This is a genomic window from Williamsia sp. Y853, assembly GCF_056786495.1.
Genome location: NZ_JBXCJC010000003.1, coordinates 725,291 through 740,554, shown reverse-complemented (window position 1 = coordinate 740,554; position 15,264 = coordinate 725,291). Strand labels below are relative to the sequence as shown.

Annotated in this window: 18 protein-coding genes; 9 read left to right on the top strand and 9 right to left on the bottom strand. The window is 62.6% G+C overall.

Annotated features, from left to right (window positions below; all coding sequences use genetic code 11):
* Positions 1 to 34 precede the first annotated feature (34 nt).
* The 5 genes from AC1TPF_RS19670 (at position 35) to AC1TPF_RS19650 (ending at position 4,465) form a co-directional block, all read left to right on the top strand.
* Positions 35 to 292, top strand: coding sequence for a LapA family protein (locus tag AC1TPF_RS19670; protein WP_482139645.1), 258 nt, complete (start codon positions 35 to 37; stop codon positions 290 to 292).
* Positions 293 to 369: 77 nt separating this feature from the next.
* Positions 370 to 2,040 carry an alpha/beta hydrolase gene (locus AC1TPF_RS19665; RefSeq protein ID WP_482145045.1) on the top strand — a complete coding sequence of 557 codons (1,671 nt, stop codon included), beginning with the start codon at positions 370 to 372 and terminating at the stop codon, positions 2,038 to 2,040.
* Positions 2,041 to 2,088: 48 nt separating this feature from the next.
* On the top strand, positions 2,089 to 2,682 hold the full coding sequence (locus AC1TPF_RS19660; protein WP_482139643.1) for a sulfite oxidase-like oxidoreductase: 594 nt from the start codon (positions 2,089 to 2,091) through the stop codon (positions 2,680 to 2,682).
* Positions 2,679 to 3,395: a ferredoxin reductase gene (locus AC1TPF_RS19655; RefSeq protein WP_482139642.1), complete on the top strand. Its 717-nt coding sequence runs from the start codon at positions 2,679 to 2,681 to the stop codon at positions 3,393 to 3,395. The genes AC1TPF_RS19660 and AC1TPF_RS19655 overlap by 4 nt, the downstream gene beginning before the upstream one ends.
* On the top strand, positions 3,392 to 4,465 hold the full coding sequence (locus AC1TPF_RS19650) for a threonine aldolase family protein (protein WP_482145044.1): 1,074 nt from the start codon (positions 3,392 to 3,394) through the stop codon (positions 4,463 to 4,465). Before AC1TPF_RS19655 ends, AC1TPF_RS19650 begins: the two co-directional genes overlap by 4 nt.
* Here AC1TPF_RS19650 and AC1TPF_RS19645 read toward each other — a convergent pair.
* Genes AC1TPF_RS19645 through AC1TPF_RS19630 form a run of 4 tightly spaced genes read right to left on the bottom strand, consistent with a single transcriptional unit; the run spans position 4,440 to position 7,774 of the window.
* On the bottom strand, positions 4,440 to 5,810 hold the full coding sequence (locus AC1TPF_RS19645) for a TIGR01777 family oxidoreductase (RefSeq protein ID WP_482139640.1): 1,371 nt from the start codon (positions 5,808 to 5,810) through the stop codon (positions 4,440 to 4,442). The two genes, AC1TPF_RS19650 and AC1TPF_RS19645, sit on opposite strands and share 26 nt — an antisense overlap.
* A 31-nt stretch (positions 5,811 to 5,841) precedes the next feature.
* Positions 5,842 to 6,453: a TIGR03086 family metal-binding protein gene (locus AC1TPF_RS19640; protein WP_482139639.1), complete on the bottom strand. Its 612-nt coding sequence runs from the start codon at positions 6,451 to 6,453 to the stop codon at positions 5,842 to 5,844.
* A complete protein-coding gene (locus AC1TPF_RS19635; protein WP_482145043.1) occupies positions 6,450 to 7,205 on the bottom strand; it encodes a class I SAM-dependent methyltransferase in 756 nt (251 codons plus the stop codon). The genes AC1TPF_RS19640 and AC1TPF_RS19635 overlap by 4 nt, the downstream gene beginning before the upstream one ends.
* Before the next feature lie 41 nt (positions 7,206 to 7,246).
* Positions 7,247 to 7,774 (bottom strand): VOC family protein, encoded by a 528-nt coding sequence (locus AC1TPF_RS19630; RefSeq protein WP_482139637.1) that lies wholly within the window; start codon positions 7,772 to 7,774, stop codon positions 7,247 to 7,249.
* A gap of 26 nt (positions 7,775 to 7,800) precedes the next feature.
* Between AC1TPF_RS19630 and AC1TPF_RS19625 the strand changes: the two genes are divergently transcribed.
* Positions 7,801 to 8,640, top strand: coding sequence for a helix-turn-helix domain-containing protein (locus tag AC1TPF_RS19625; RefSeq protein WP_482139636.1), 840 nt, complete (start codon positions 7,801 to 7,803; stop codon positions 8,638 to 8,640).
* A gap of 8 nt (positions 8,641 to 8,648) precedes the next feature.
* On the opposite strand, the gene AC1TPF_RS19620 is transcribed toward AC1TPF_RS19625, so the two are convergent.
* Positions 8,649 to 9,029, bottom strand: coding sequence for a hypothetical protein (locus AC1TPF_RS19620; RefSeq protein ID WP_482139635.1), 381 nt, complete (start codon positions 9,027 to 9,029; stop codon positions 8,649 to 8,651).
* A 158-nt stretch (positions 9,030 to 9,187) separates the two neighbouring features.
* Here AC1TPF_RS19620 and AC1TPF_RS19615 point away from each other — a divergent pair, with 158 nt between their 5' ends.
* A complete protein-coding gene (locus tag AC1TPF_RS19615; protein WP_482145042.1) occupies positions 9,188 to 10,849 on the top strand; it encodes an FAD-binding dehydrogenase in 1,662 nt (553 codons plus the stop codon).
* A 3-nt stretch (positions 10,850 to 10,852) separates the two neighbouring features.
* Here the strand turns inward: AC1TPF_RS19615 and AC1TPF_RS19610 are convergent, their stop codons facing one another.
* From AC1TPF_RS19610 to AC1TPF_RS19595, 4 genes are all read right to left on the bottom strand, one after another.
* On the bottom strand, positions 10,853 to 11,134 hold the full coding sequence (locus AC1TPF_RS19610) for a hypothetical protein (RefSeq protein WP_482145041.1): 282 nt from the start codon (positions 11,132 to 11,134) through the stop codon (positions 10,853 to 10,855).
* Positions 11,131 to 11,286, bottom strand: a complete 156-nt coding sequence (locus tag AC1TPF_RS19605) for a hypothetical protein (RefSeq protein WP_482145040.1) — start codon at positions 11,284 to 11,286, stop codon at positions 11,131 to 11,133. The genes AC1TPF_RS19610 and AC1TPF_RS19605 overlap by 4 nt, the downstream gene beginning before the upstream one ends.
* A 39-nt stretch (positions 11,287 to 11,325) precedes the next feature.
* Entirely contained in the window at positions 11,326 to 12,288 is a 963-nt protein-coding gene (locus AC1TPF_RS19600) for a DUF222 domain-containing protein (RefSeq protein WP_482145039.1), read from the bottom strand.
* 185 nt (positions 12,289 to 12,473) lie between these two features.
* Positions 12,474 to 13,616 carry a hypothetical protein gene (locus AC1TPF_RS19595; protein ID WP_482145038.1) on the bottom strand — a complete coding sequence of 381 codons (1,143 nt, stop codon included), beginning with the start codon at positions 13,614 to 13,616 and terminating at the stop codon, positions 12,474 to 12,476.
* Positions 13,617 to 13,777: 161 nt separating this feature from the next.
* Here AC1TPF_RS19595 and AC1TPF_RS19590 point away from each other — a divergent pair, with 161 nt between their 5' ends.
* Together AC1TPF_RS19590 and AC1TPF_RS19585 are read left to right on the top strand one after the other, a co-directional pair.
* Positions 13,778 to 14,236, top strand: coding sequence for a cupin domain-containing protein (locus AC1TPF_RS19590; RefSeq protein ID WP_482145037.1), 459 nt, complete (start codon positions 13,778 to 13,780; stop codon positions 14,234 to 14,236).
* A 203-nt stretch (positions 14,237 to 14,439) separates the two neighbouring features.
* Positions 14,440 to 15,261, top strand: a complete 822-nt coding sequence (locus AC1TPF_RS19585) for an SDR family oxidoreductase (RefSeq protein ID WP_482139631.1) — start codon at positions 14,440 to 14,442, stop codon at positions 15,259 to 15,261.
* The last annotated feature ends 3 nt before the right edge of the window (positions 15,262 to 15,264 follow it).

Here is a 15,264-nt window from a genome sequence, read left to right as displayed (position 1 = left end):
CCGAATGGTCGGGTATGGCGACTATTGTCGAAATATGTCCAAAAGTGCAGGCACGTCGTCTTCCAACATCTTCTCCAAGGTCTCGCCGGCGGGCTGGGCTGCCCTGATTCTTGCGATTATCGCGGTTATCTTTGTGCTCCAGAATCGTGATTCGACATCCATCACCCTTTTCTGGATCGATGTCACCTCGCCGCTCTGGTTCACCCTGCTGATGATCTTTGTGGTCGGCTGGGTGGTCGGCATCCTGATGATGCGCGGCCGCAGCAAGAAGAAAGAAGTAGTGACCCAGTAGCCGGTTCTGCTTGAGCGCAGATGTCCCTGCTAACTTCTGAGGATTCACCACTCGGGTGAGTTCAAAACGGAGGCACAGTGACACTGCGCTGGTCGAAAGTTGTGCCACAACGATATGTTTTCGGCGGGCTGGTCGTTGCATTGGTTGCGATCTGGTTCTCGTTGACCCCTTCGCTGCTTCCCCGGAGCGCGCTGTTCCAAGGTGTCATCAGCGGTGCGTCCGGTGCTCTCGGTTATGGACTCGGCGTGCTTGTTTCGATGTTGATCCGCTACCTCGGTGTGCGCGAAGTCCCGGAGAAGTACAAACGAATCGGTTGGTTTGCCCTGGCGGTCATCGCGCCGATCGGCACGATTCTGATGCTCGTCTCATTTGGTCTTTGGCAGCACGACCTTCGGGAACTGATGGACGTCGAGTCGTTTCCGGCGAGTGGCTATCCGCTGCTGGTGGTGCTCGCAGCGGTGGTGTTCGTGCTGTTTGTTGCCATCGGGCGTGCATTTATGCGGTTGACGCGATGGGTGTCCGCGAAGGTCAGTCGTGTTGTGCCGCCACGGATCGCGGGATTCGTCGCTGCGGCCCTGGTAGTCGTGATCACTGTCGGTGTGCTCAATGGTGTGGTCACACGCGTGGTGATGTCGAGTCTCAACGACAGCTTTGCGGCGATCAACAACGAAACCGACCCCGACACCGAACCTCCCTCGTCGAGGTATCGCTCGGGTGGACCTGACTCGCTGGTGACGTGGGATTCGCTCGGACGCCAGGGCCGGATCTTCGTCTCGAACGGCCCGTCTGTTGAAGATCTGTCGGCGTTCAACAATGCGCAGGCGACGGAACCGATCCGCGCCTACTCCGGACTGGCCTCAGCTGACGGGTTTCGGCCCGAAGCCGAACTCGCTGCCGACGAACTCGTGCGTGCCGGTGGTCTGGAGCGTGGCGTGATCGCGGTCGGAACCACCACCGGCACCGGGTGGATCAACGAAAGTACCGTCAGCGCACTGGAATACCTGTACAACGGCAACACCGCGGTGGTGTCGATGCAGTATTCGTACCTGCCGAGTCCGATCTCGTTCCTCGTCGACCAGGAACGGGCTCGCCAGGCCGGACGTGCCTTGTTCGAGGCGGTGTACGCGAAGTGGAATGCGCTTCCCGAGGATTCACGTCCGAAACTGGTGGTCTTCGGCGAGAGCCTCGGTTCGTTCGGTGGTGAAAGTGCATTCAGCGGAGTCGAGGACATCGCCGCTCGCACTGACGGTGCACTGTTCATCGGCCCCACCTACACCAACGAGATCTGGGAGCAGACGACCGACAACCGGGAGCCCGGTTCACCGCAGTGGTTGCCGGTGTACGGCGATGGGGAGACGGCGCGGTTCGTTGCCCGGGCCTCCGATCTCGAGTCTCCGGGGGCGTCGTGGCCGGGGCCGCGGGTCGTGTACCTGCAGCATCCGTCGGACCCGATCACCTGGTGGTCGCCGAGCCTGGCGCTTCGCAAGCCGGACTGGCTCCGCGAGTCGCGTGGGTACGACGTACTCGACAGTGTTCGCTGGATTCCGTTGGTGACCTTTTTGCAGGTGTCGGCCGACATGGCCGACTCCAACAGCGTGCCGGACGGCCATGGACACACTTTCCACGCCGATATCGCGAACTCGTGGGCAGCCATACTCGATCCGGAAGGTTGGACCGCCGACGACACGCAGCGCCTGCGTCAGGTCCTCACCGACCAACGTGAAAACTCGGCCCAGCACGAGGACTGAGTCGACGATGGGCTGCGGCAGGCGGCACCGCAGCGCACACTTGCAGTCATGGCCATCATCAACAAGGGTTTCGGGGCCCGTCGCCGACAAAAGGACGAACGGCTCCCACCGGGGCAGTATCTGACGAGTGACTTCCCGGTTCTGTCGGCCGGTCCGACACCGCTGATCGACCGGATGGAATGGAATTTCGAGGTCAGGCTGCTCGGCGGTCAACGCAAGAGCTGGTCGTGGGACGAGTTCATGTCGCTTCCGCAGCAAGACATCACGGTTGACATCCACTGTGTGACGGCATGGTCGAAGCTGGCGACGATGTGGCGGGGTGTGTCGCTCGACGTCCTCCTCGGCGACGAGGTCGATCCCGACGGCTACCTGATGGCCCACTGCCATGGCGGATACACCACCAACGTCCCGTTGGAGGATGTGCTCGACGGGCAGGCGTGGATTGCGCACACCTTTGAGGGCGAGCCGCTCGAAGCCGAACACGGTGGGCCGGCGCGACTGCTGATCCCGCACCTGTACTTCTGGAAGTCCGCGAAGTGGATCAGTGGGCTCACCGAGATGGCGCAGGACGTTCCGGGTTTCTGGGAGAGCAATGGCTATCACAACCATGGGGACCCGTGGAAAGAGGAACGGTATTGGTGAACGGCTGGCGGCCGGCGATGCTTGTCGCGGCGTCGATGGAGACGCCGACCGCCCGGACCCTCCGACTACAGGTGCCCGGCCGTGGTCGGGTGTTACCGGGCCAGCACATCGACATCCGGTTGACCGCGGAGGATGGTTACCAGGCAGTGCGGTCCTATTCGGTGGCGGGGGTGTTCGGTGATGATTTCCTCGAGACGACGGTGCAAGAACTCATCGACGGCGAGGTGTCGCCCTACCTCATCGGAGATCTCGAAGTCGGTGATCAGGTGGAGATTCGCGGACCAATCGGTCGCTGGTTCGTCTGGCGCTCCGCGGACCCAGCACCGGTGCAATTGATCGCCGGCGGTTCGGGTGTGGTGCCGTTGATGTCGATGATCCGGGAGCGCGAAACGGCCGGCACGACGGTGCCGTTTCGTCTCCTGTACTCGGTGCGCAGCCCGGAAAACGATTACTACCGGGCCGAACTCGACCAGCTGAGCTCGGCCGGACGTCTGCAGGTCGACTATGTGTACACCCGTCATGCGCCGGCGGATGCCCGCCGGCGACCGGGACGACTGACACCGGAAGAACTGGCATCGTTGGTGATCCCGGTGGATCAGCAGCCGGAGTTCCGGGTGTGCGGACCGACAGCGTTTGTCGAACAATGTGCCCGGTGGTTGCTGGACCTGGAATACCCGGCGAACACGATCAGGACGGAAAGGTTTGGTGGATGACATCCATGTCGGAACCGGCGGATCAGCTACACGATCCGCAGTGGCGGGCGTTCGCGTCGGACAACTACGCCGGAATGCTGCCCGAGGTGCTTGCCGCACTCGCGGCGGCCAACGGCGGACATCAGCCCTCATACGGTGACGATGTCTACACCGAGCAGTTGAGGCGTGTGGTCCGCCACGAGTTCGGTGCTCGGGCGGAGGTCTTCCCGGTGTTCAACGGAACCGCCGCCAACGTGGTGAGCCTGACGGCGATGCTGCCCCGATGGGGTGCGGCGATCGTGTCGGAGTCCGCACACGTCCACAACGACGAGGGTGGTGCGCCGGAACGGGTCAGTGGCATCAAACTTCTCACGGTGCCGACGACCGACGGAAAGCTGACACCGGAATCCATTGCGACGCAGGCATATGGGTTCGGTGATGTGCATCGGGCGCAGCCGCTGGCGGTCAGTCTGACCCAATCGACCGAACTCGGTACCTTGTATTCGCGCGATGAGATCGCGGCCATCTGCGACTACGCCCACGGGCAGCGGATGGTGGTCCACATCGACGGGGCCAGACTATGGAATGCTGCTGCGGCGCTGGGGCTTTCGCTCGGCGACTTCACCGCTGCCGCGGGTGTTGATGTGGTGAGCCTCGGCGGGACCAAGGTAGGTGCATTGGGCGCGGAAGCTGTGGTTGTCATCAACCCCGACTCGGTAACCGGCACCGACTACATCCGCAAGCTCAGCATGCAGTTGGCGAGCAAGATGCGTTTTGTCTCGGCGCAGTTGCTGGCGCTGTTCGACGACGGCACGGCGTTGCGGGCCGCCGCACACGCCAATGCCATGGCCGCCCGGCTCCGTGGCCTGCTCGACGGGACACCCGGGCTCACGATCACCCAGCCCACCGAGGCGAACGCGGTATTTGCCGCGCTCGATCCGATGGCTGCAGAGCGCGTGCGTTCGGTGTGGAAGTTCTACACCTGGAACGAGGCCACCGCCGAGTTTCGGTGGATGTGTTCGTTCGACACCACACCCGAGGACGTCGACGGGTTTGCCGAGTTGATCAAGTCTGAACTCGCGGCTCGGTGAGGGGCTGGTCGGGGTCGCCACCGAGTTGGTGACGTAACACCTCGTCGATCTCGGTCATCCGGAACCGGTGGCCCACTGCCATGAGACGTGCGGCGCTCACGCGCTGATTGGCAAACGCCAGTTCCTTGGCGCCCTCTGATCCGAGGATGACCTGTGGGCCCAGGCTCGGGACCGGGATGATCGCAGGCCGGTGTACCGCTCCGGCCAGCGCGGAGGTGTATTCGGAGTTGCGGACCGGATTCGGCGCCACCGCATTGACCGGACCGGACAGTCGTTCGTCGACGATCGCGCGGTAGTAGATGTCGATGAGATCGTCGATGCCGATCCAGGACAGCCACTGGTTTCCATCGCCGAGCCGCCCGCCGAGTCCGAGGGTGAACAGCGGCCGCATCAACTTCAAGGTTCCGCCCGCGGCTGCCTGGACGATCCCGGTCCGGACGTTCACCACCCGCGCTCCGGCGGCGGCCGCCGGTGAGGTGGCATCTTCCCAATCGGATACGACGTCGGCGAGGAAACCGTCTCCGCGCGAGGAGCTCTCATCGAGTACGGAATCTCCGCGGTCGTAGCCGTAGAACCCGATGGCCGACGCGCATACAAAAGTCGGGCTGGGTTCGGTGATGCCGGCTATACGTGCAAGTGCTGCTGTCGGCTCGATCCTGCTGTCCCGGATCGCAGACTTGTGTCCGTCGCCAAACCGCCCTGCTATCGACGCGCCGGCGAGATGCACCACGGCATCGACACCTGCCAAGAGATCCTCGGCGGGATCGCCGGGGTTCCAACGACGTTCGTCGGGACCCTCGGGGATGTGCCGCACCAGGGAGATGACGCGGTGACCTCCGGTGGTCAGCAATGCGCGCAAGGCGGATCCGACAAGTCCCGACGCGCCGGTGATGGCAATGGTCAAGGGTTTACCGGCCAACGGCATCGCCCAGGCGTGGGTGGCCAGATCGTCGGCCAGTTGCCGATGCCGGTAACGAAACATCGGGCGCAGCAGTGCCGTCGGCACGGCGGTTTCCACGGTGTCGGTGACCTTGGTGGTCTGCGGATCGAGCTCCGAGAAACCATGATGGTGCGTCCACGTCATCACCAATCGCAGGGGCCACGAATCGAGTTGGTCGACAAACTGATTCGGTGGATGGAAGCGCGTCGGCTGATGCCGGGCCACCCATTTCAGTCCGCATCCGAACGACAGCACGGCGGTGCCGTCCTCCAGTGAATCGGCTTCCTTTACCAGTGAGGGCGGTGCCCATGGCGGTGACAGGCGGGCGAAAGCTCCTGGCCTGCCGTGCCAGGCGAACACTTCGTCGATGGGTGTGGAGACCGTGCTCGTATGCGTGATACCCATATGGCCCAGGCTACGCAGGGATTCGATCCGGTTACGGTGATTTCCAGTGCGGGTCCCTGCCGAGCAGTCCGAGGAGTCGGTCGTGCAGGGGTGCGGTGTCCGGTACGTCCACGATCGGTCCGAACACGACGATTCCGGGGCCGAAAGCCTCCGGGACCCGCATTATGTCGGGCATCTCTTGGACGCCCGGCCACGCCGCCTCGACCTCGGCAGGATCAATTCGGTGTTCGAGCCCGAGTGCACGTGCCAGATCCCATCCATGGACCACCAGGTCGGCGCTTGCGACTCCATCGACGTGTTCGGCGAACGTGGAAGGACCCATGGGTGTCTGCACCGTGGCCTCGGCGACTGCGGTATCGGCAAGGGCTCGTTCGATGTTTGTGCGGGCGTGGTTGAACGCACCGAGCGGATCGGCGTCCACGGTCGGTGCCGGTGGCCCAGTCTGTTCCGGGGGCACTGTCTGTTCCGGGGCGGAGAACATCGCGGACTGCATGTCCACGATGTGCTGCAACACGTCGGCTGCGGTCCACTCGGCGCACGGGGATGGCGATGACCAGCGATCCGGCGGGGCTGCGGCGATCACCGCGGCAAATGTTGTGGCGCGGCGGGTGTATCTGTCGGCAATGGATTCGGGACTGCTCATCGTTCGACCTCCCTTGGCAGTAGGACGTACCCGGTGTAACCGTAATGGGAGCCGTGGTCCCTTCGGACGTTTATCTCTTGACCGACCAGGTCGAGATCTGCCGACGCATCGGGAAACTCCAGCCTGAGCTCGTCAATCCGAAAGCTCAGGGGGATGTAGTACTCATCCCAGTCGGTCTCGGGCAGCAGGTAGGTGGCCGCGACCGTCCAGCCGAGTTCGATTGCCGCGGAAATATTTTGGCCGGTCGTTCGCATTTCCGGATAAGCGGAGTCCCAGAATTCGGTGGCGCCGGCCGAAGGCTCCCCAGTGAGCCAATCCGCCTCGGTCAGCACCAACGCGCCGCCCGGTGCCAACAGGTGGCGCCATGACGTCAATGCGTTGTCGAAGCCGATGATGTAGGCGGCACCTTCGGCCCACACCAGATCAAAGGAATGGTCGGGGTAGTTCAGGTCTTCCATGGAGACGTTCGAGATCGTCACCTGGTTGCGTACGCCGGCGGCCTTGGTTTTCGAGACCAGTTCGTCCAGAAACGGCTGATGGGTGTCGATGGCGGTGACCTGCGCACCGAGGCCTGCCAGCACCATCGTGGCAGGTCCGGTACCGGCGCCGATGTCCAGGATTCGTAGTGGGCGTTTTCCGCGCGACCCGGTGTGCAGCCCTGCGAGACGAAACAGTAGTTCCGTCGTTGTCTCGGAACCCGGGGCCTCGCGGGGCAAGCCCTCATGTGCGGCGAAGAACAGATCTTCGATCATGAGGCGGATGCTGCCACCTTGCCCGGACAGGGGCAACGCTTTTACGCTCCTGCGCCCTGTTGGGCCGCCCATTCGGACACCCGTGCGGCACTCTCTTCGTCGGAGAGGTCCTCGACCCGTGTCATCACCGACCATCTGATTCCAAATGGGTCACGTAGTGATGCAAAGCGGTCGCCGGAGACGAACGTCTGTGCCGGCTCGCGCACGGTCGCGCCCAGTTCGATGGCCCGAGCCAGCACCGCATCGATATCCGGAACGTAGACCGACAGGGAGTAGCAATCGGAGTCACCTGACTGTCGGGGGATCAGTCCATACTGGGGATCGGGATCGCCCAGCTGTAACTTGCCGTTGTCGAAGTCGAGTACGGCATGGGCGACGATCTGCTCGCCGTCCGGTCCGGGGAACTCGGTGCTCTGGGTGAGCGTGGCAGAGAAGACGTCCTGGTAGAACGCGATGGCGTCTTTGGCAGGAGTGACGACGATGAACGGGGTCAGGGAGGTGAAGCCATGTGGCACACCGTGTTCTGTGTGTTGTCCGTGAGCTGCGGTTGTAATTGTCATGGCTTCCATGCTGACCGTGGGTGCAGGGGGCAGGCTTGAACAAACGCGACAAGATGGGCCAAGTCAGTAAACCGCCGAGGGGCCAGCTGAATCCCGGGCGCGACGGCGTGCGACTACACCGAATACCGTTTCCGCCCGGCGAGCTGTTGCGGCACGTGTGGATAGCGGTCTGGGACCTCGAGATGCCGGTATTGCAGCCGGTGCTCGAACATCCAGGCGGCAATGTGGTGATCGAACCTGATCGGGCCGCATTGTATTGCGTGAGCCAGGGGACCAGCGAACAGAAGTTGCAGGGCCGCGGGTGGGCTGCCGGGGTGTTGCTCCGTCCGGCCGCGATCACGGTGATGACCGGCCGGTCGATGGCGCCGGGATCACGATCGAGCCCGCCGTTGCCGATCGGGATGCCCTTGCCCATCCCCGGCGACGACGACCTCACCGTTTCGGTCCGAGCGGCCATGACCGCAGAAGATCGCAGTCCGGAGGACAGATATCAGCAGGTGGCGCAGTTGTACGAGCGGTGGGCTCAACGATGGTCGATTGATGAGGAAGGCATTCTGATCAATCGGGTGATCGACCTTGTCGAGGACGATGGCGGCCCACGACGGGTGGCCGACCTCGCTGCGGAGGTCGCCATGTCGACCCGCGCGCTGCAACGCCTGACAGTGCATCGCACCGGGCTGAGTCCGAAATGGCTGATCCAACGGCGTCGACTGCAGGATGCGGCGATGGTTTTGCGCAGAGGTGACGCGACGATCGCTGAAGTGGCGGCTGAACTGGGGTACTCCGATCAAGCCCATCTGGCGCGCGAGTTCAAGGCGGTCATCGGGCGCACGCCCAGCGACTACCTCCGCGACGCGATCTCCGAGACGTCCTGATTGTTCGGTCAGGCGCCGCGCCGCAGGCCCAGCAGGCCGCGCACCATGGATTCAGCGGACGACACCGGGGCCATCAGCTTTTCGGCGATGTCGACAATGGACTCGACCCGGCCTGCGATTTTCTCCATCCTTTCGACGACGCCGACCATGTTCGTCACCATCGCATCCACCCGGGACAGCGTCGCCGAGAAGTCGTCGAGGGCACCACTCAAACTATTCAGCGTTGTGTCGAATCCGGTCATCGCCCGGTCGAAGTCGACCAGTGCCGACCCTAGGCCTTCGATGAGCGAATCCATTTGTCCGACAGTTCGATCGGCATTGAGGGCGGCCTGGGCCAGCGTGCGGAATCGTTGTCGGTCGGGGTCGTCCGGGGAGTCCTTGGTTGCCACCGGTCCAGTATCGTATGCGTAGCGGCTCGGCGAGGGCTGGATGGACGCAAAGGGCTCGTGTTCACGACACACTCGAACTCCTTCCCTATGCTCACAGGGGGCGTGGAGGAACTCCGAAGCGCGTTCAGTGTTGAACCATGGCAGGCAGGGGTGTATGGGTGTCCGAGCAATTTGATGTGATCGTTGTCGGTGCGGGTCTGGCGGGTCTGGTCGCGGCTCACGAGTTGGTCAAGGCCGGCAAACGGGTGGCCATCGTCGATCAGGAGAACGAACAAAACCTCGGTGGGCAGGCGTTCTGGTCGCTCGGCGGCCTGTTCATGGTGAACACGCCGGAGCAGCGCCGGCTCGGGATCAAGGACTCGCTGGAACTCGCGCGGGCAGACTGGCTGGGGTCGGCCGGGTTCGATCGAGACCGAGAAGACCATTGGCCACGCCAGTGGGCCGAGGCGTACGTCAATTTTGCTGCCGGTGAGAAGCGTTCATACCTTCACGAACTGGGCCTGAAGGTGATGCCCACCGTCGGATGGGCCGAACGCGGTTCCGGATCGGCGACCGGACACGGGAACTCGGTTCCGCGCTTCCACATCACCTGGGGTACCGGTCCCGAGGTGGTCCGGGTCTTCCGGGAGCCCGTCCTCGCCGGTGCGGCCAAGGGCCTGGTCACTTTCAAATACCGTCATCAGGTCGACGCGATCATTGTCGAGGACGGACGGGCAGTGGGTGTCCGCGGGACGGTGCTGGTCCCGTCTACCGAACCACGCGGGGTGTCGTCGAGTCGGGAACGAGAATCAGACTTCGAGCTTCGAGCGCGGGCGGTTGTCGTCACCTCCGGCGGAATCGGCGGCAACTTCGAACTGGTCAAGAAGAACTGGCCCACAGATCGATTGGGTCCGGCACCCGAGCACATGATCACTGGTGTCCCCGCCCATGTCGATGGCCGGATGCTGCAGATCACCGAAGATGCGGGCGGCAGCGTGGTCAACCGCGACCGGATGTGGCACTACACCGAGGGGATCCAGAACTGGGATCCGATCTGGCCCAATCACGCGATCCGCATCATCCCGGGTCCGTCTTCGCTGTGGCTCGATGCGACCGGAAAACGATTGCCGGTACCGAACTTCCCCGGATTCGACTCATTGGGCACGCTTGGGACGATCACCCGGGGCGGCCACGATTTCACCTGGTTCATCCTTACCCAGGCGATCATCGAGAAGGAGTTTGCGCTCTCGGGTTCGGAGCAGAACCCTGACTTTACCGACAAAGATTTCAAACTCCTTCTGCAGCGGGTCAAAAAGGGAGCCACCGGTCCTGTCGAGGCATTCAAGGAACACGGTGCCGACTTTGTGGTTCGCGACAATCTTCGAGATCTGGTGGCGGGCATGAACGAGATCACCCCCGGACCACAGCTGGACTACGACCAGGTTGCTGCGGAGGTGCGCGCCCGCGACAGCCAGATCGACAACAACTACACCAAAGACATGCAGATCATGGCGATTCGCAATGCGCGTAACTACCTCAGCGACAAGCTGGTTCGAGTGGCCACGCCGCACCGCCTGGAAGACCCCAAATATGGTCCGATGATCGCGGTCCGCCTGCATCTTGTGACACGCAAGACCCTGGGTGGTCTGGAGACAAATCTCGACTCGCAGGTGATCCGCCACGACGGCAGTGCCTTCGAGGGTCTCTATGCCGCCGGCGAGGTCGCCGGATTCGGTGGCGGCGGGGTACATGGCTACAACGCATTGGAGGGCACCTTCCTGGGTGGTTGCATCTTCTCCGGTCGCGCGGCGGGTCGAGCGTTGGCGCGGGATCTCGGCTAGTCGCTAATCGATCTGTTCGGGATTGTCGATGTCGATGTCGATGTCGGGTTCGTGGTTGCCACGATTTCGGGTGAGTTTCTCTAGGTGTTGCGTCAGCGCTACCTGGCGGTCGGCCAGCGTCTTCTGCCAGGCCGCTGCGACGGTTTCGTTGGCGTGATGGGCGCGGTTGACCCGCGGTTTGCGTTCCGGGTCCACCGATACCGGCGGTATCCACCCCACCCGTCCTTTGTCGGGGCCCTCGGTGATCATGATGGTCTGCCACTGATCAGGACCATCACCGATCATTTTGTGATGCGGCGGGCCAGGCGTTGACCTTTCTGCGCGGTCCGTTTGGCCCGGCCCAGATACAGGACTTCAGCGGAGTGGTCGGCGAATACCGCGAGATATTTGTCGGAGCGGGTCGCCAACTCCAGTGCGTCCCCGATCGGGATATCCACCCCGGAAGCGGTTTTCGCGATCCCGGCGCACTCTTCGAGTTATTGTTTGGTCATTGTGATGATGATCTGCGCCGGCAATCCCCGATGGGACTTGCCGAGCAGGTTGCATTCCAAAATGGTCTTCAGGATTGCCTTGAGCCCGTCGTGACGCATCTGGCCCCGCGAACGGGTGTCACGTTCGGCGGCTGCCTTCATCAACTCTTGATCTTGCTTCGGATCATCTGACGCGCCGGTGGGCGAGTAGGGGTCGGCCGGATTATTCATCCCCGGTGCGGCCCACACATCCATCACGGTGGTCAGCAACGCCAATGTTTCTGGATCGAGGGTGCCCGAGATTTTGGCCATCAGATCCACACCTTGATCGCCGATACTCACCGAGCGTCTGCGGGCCCGATCACTGTCGTCGGTCAACCGGCCATCGGGATCGACCCGGGCCAACACCTGACTGCCCGCAGCAGCCAGGCGGGTCGGATCGGACTCGACGGCTTCTTCGGTCATCCACTGATCGACCACGTCATACACGGCCGGATCAGCAGCTGAGGGGATCTGTTTGCGCACATCCAGCATCACATCCATATGCGAGGCGCCGATCAACCCTTGGGACCAGGCCTCTTCGGCGGCAGGGCATTTCGGTGCCAGCTCTTCGCCCTGCATCGTGTGGAATCGGCCGACAGCTTCCAGGCCGCGGATCCTGGACATGGTTTGGCCTTTGGTCAGCCGCAACTCGCCACGGGTGAAACCAAACAGCGATGAATACCCGGCCTTCGAAAACGACGACCGATCCGAGACCACCAACAAGTGTCGCAACCCGGCGAGCTCGAGCTTACGAGCGATCCGTTCATGCACCCGCACAAGCTCATTGACTTCCGCATCAGACATATCGGAATCAGTGCAGTCCGCGATATCGGCAACCAGCAACTCCAACTCGAGATATTTGCGCACCAACACCGGAACCGAAGAAGAACCAACCGCAACCTCATCAGACGGATCGTCAGTCATCATGCCCCCCAGCACATCTGATCGCCAGCTTTCAACCAGGATACCCCGGAGAACGCGATGTGTCGAATGTTTGTTCGATTGGAGAGGTTCGCAACGCCCTACTCTGCGGTCGAGAGTTTCGGGAAACATCCGGTGAGACAACGCGTTGCGCATCAGATGCATTGGCCAACCAAATTGACGGTTGCGGGCTAGCCGACCCGTTCTGGCGGTGCGGACTTCACCTCGGCGGCGTCGTCGGCGGGATCGTCGGCCGCGGCGACCGCTTCGGCGTGCGCTCTCGGGTTCGCGGCGCGCGCCCGCAGATCGAGGTGGTAGGAGATGATCGCCAGCGTGAACAGCCCGACCCCCAGGCCCACAAGTGCCCCGAACCCCTCGACGGCAAAGTCGACCAGCGCGTTGAGCAAGGTGGAGATCAGTGCGGCATAACGCAGGAACTGCAGTGGCCAGAGTTTGTCGGTGCGATTGCGGGCGATCATCGCCGGTACCGCAAGTGCCAATGTGGCGGTGGCGCTCACCAGGGAGATGACGCCGGCCGCGTCCCTTCCGTCGAGGTCGAGTACCAGGTTGTCGCTCTCGTAGTAGCCGTCGATGGTCAGCCCGATGACAGTGAAGACCAGGGCGACGAATGCCGAGAAGATCAGTAACCAACACATGATGGGAAGCCACCGGGGATTGAGTAGGAATCTCGGAATCAACCGAGGTGCCCACTGCTGCAATGCGTGGAGTCGGGCCGATGCGACGGGGGCGCTGATGAGCAGTTCTCGGATGTTCTGTGCGGTTTCCGGGTCCGCGTCGAGTTCCTCCGCTTGCTCCACCATGCGTAGAGCGAGTTCGCGGCGATGTGTCTGGAGGCCGCGGGCCACACCGTCGGCGGCGATGGCTGCCGCCGACGCGAGATTCTCGTTTGCGCTCAGTGGCCTGATCTCCCTCATGATCCGACCGATGATGATCACGACAACCACCAGCACGTACATGATCTCGGCCGACGGCCCATAGAAATAGTCGTTGTTCTTGGTGACGAACTTGCCGACCTCGTCGAGGAAGAGCCCGAACCCGATGCCGCCGAACAGGACCGTGGCCACCCGCGCCCCGTAACCGATAAACCACCAATTCACCAGCAGCGCAAGCATCATCAATCCGCCGCCGTACAGAGCGTGAGCGATGTGGAGGGTACCGCCACCGACCTGCGGGTAGTCGGTCAACCAGAGATATGCCCTGGTGACCAGGATGGTGGCGATCGCGATGATCAGGAATGCCTCGGCCGAGGAGGTTCCCGTCGCATTACGGGTGAACAACCCGATTTTGGGCGCCTGGCGGACAGTCGATGTCACAGCATTCCTCGGCTCGTCGAAATATGTAGGCGGACAGTGGTGGATCGAATTGTAGGCGTGCACCCCGCGCGGTATGTCGCCTTCATAAGGGATACAAGGGGAGATGTCCGTTTTTCTTTCGAAGTCGGGTGAGCTGCGGTAATCACGCATACGCTGTACTGATGATGAAACTAATCCGGTCGGTAACTGCGGTGGCGGCCTTGTCCTGTGCCGCACTGATGGTGCCGACCACCGCGAATGCAACACCCGGTGAGGGCATTTCTGCGGTGACGTACGCCGATATCGAGATCCCCGCCGATCTCTTGCCCTTCATTCCCGATGGTTTGCATGCGGTGGCCAAGCAGATCACCATTGCGCCTGGTGGAACTACCGGTTGGCACTACCATGACGGTCCTGTCGTGGGAATCGTGCAGGCGGGCACATTGACTCACCCCGGGCCGGACTGTAAGCCGGTGATTTACAAGACCGGAGAATTGATCAACGAACCTGCCGGCGACGACAACGTCCATCAAGGGCATAACCTCGGCAAGGTGCCGGTCATTCTTGATGTTGTGTACCTCGAACCTCTGGGCGTTCCGCTGTTCGAAGATGCGGCTGCACCGCCCTGCGCCGCCAAATAACAACCCGCAATTCCGCCGATCGTGCCGATTAAACCGCTGAACGTGCCGAAATAACAATCGAGCGGATGAAAGTAGCAATCATGAGGCCGCGAACCTTCGGTGTTTCCAGCGCCTGATTGTATGTTCGCCCGGTCGGCGGCAATTAGGGCACGTTCGACGGCGTTTTGGGCCCTTGCGCGGGTGGGACCTCTAGCATCGGTTGAGTGAAGATCGCAGGAAAAGTTGCCGTTGTAACCGGAGGTGGCGCCGGAATCGGTGCGGCCCTGGCTCAGGCGTTGGCCGCCGCCGATGTGAGTGTGTTGGTCGCCGACCTCAACGCTCCGGCGGCCGACGCTGTGGCCGCGCAGATCGTCGCGACATATCCGGGCCGGGCGATCGCGATGGGCGGTGACGTCTCCGACCCTGAGGTTCTGGAGGCGATGATCGGTCGAGCCGCGGCAGAGCTGGGGCCGGTCGAGATCTTTTTCGCCAACGCCGGAACCACCGCAGGGCTGGGTCTGGACACCTCCGACGCACTGTGGGAAGTGGCTCTCGACGTGAATGTCATGGCGCACGTGCGGGCCGCCCGGATCCTGGTTCCGCTGTGGCTGGAGAACGGCGGCGGCTATTTTGTGTCGACGGCATCGGCGGCGGGCCTGCTGACCCAGATCGGTTCGGCGCCGTACTCGGTGACCAAGCATGCGGTGGTCGGGTTTGCCGAATGGTTGTCGGTGACTTACGGCGACCAGGGGATCGCGGTCAGTTGTCTGTGCCCGATGGGGGTGGAAACCGCCTTGCTGCGCGAGGGCTTTGAGACGGACACACCGGGTGCTTCGGTGGCCGCGCGGGCGGTGACCGAATCCGGTGTGGTGCTCAGTCCGGCGGATGTGGCCGATCAGGTACTGGCGGCGATGGAAGATGAGAGATTCTTGATTCTGCCGCATCCCGAGGTCCTGGACTTCTACCGTAACAAGGGCTCCGACTACGACCGGTGGATCGCAGGCATGCGGCGCTTTCAACGCCATCTGGTCGCAGACGGAGATTGACCG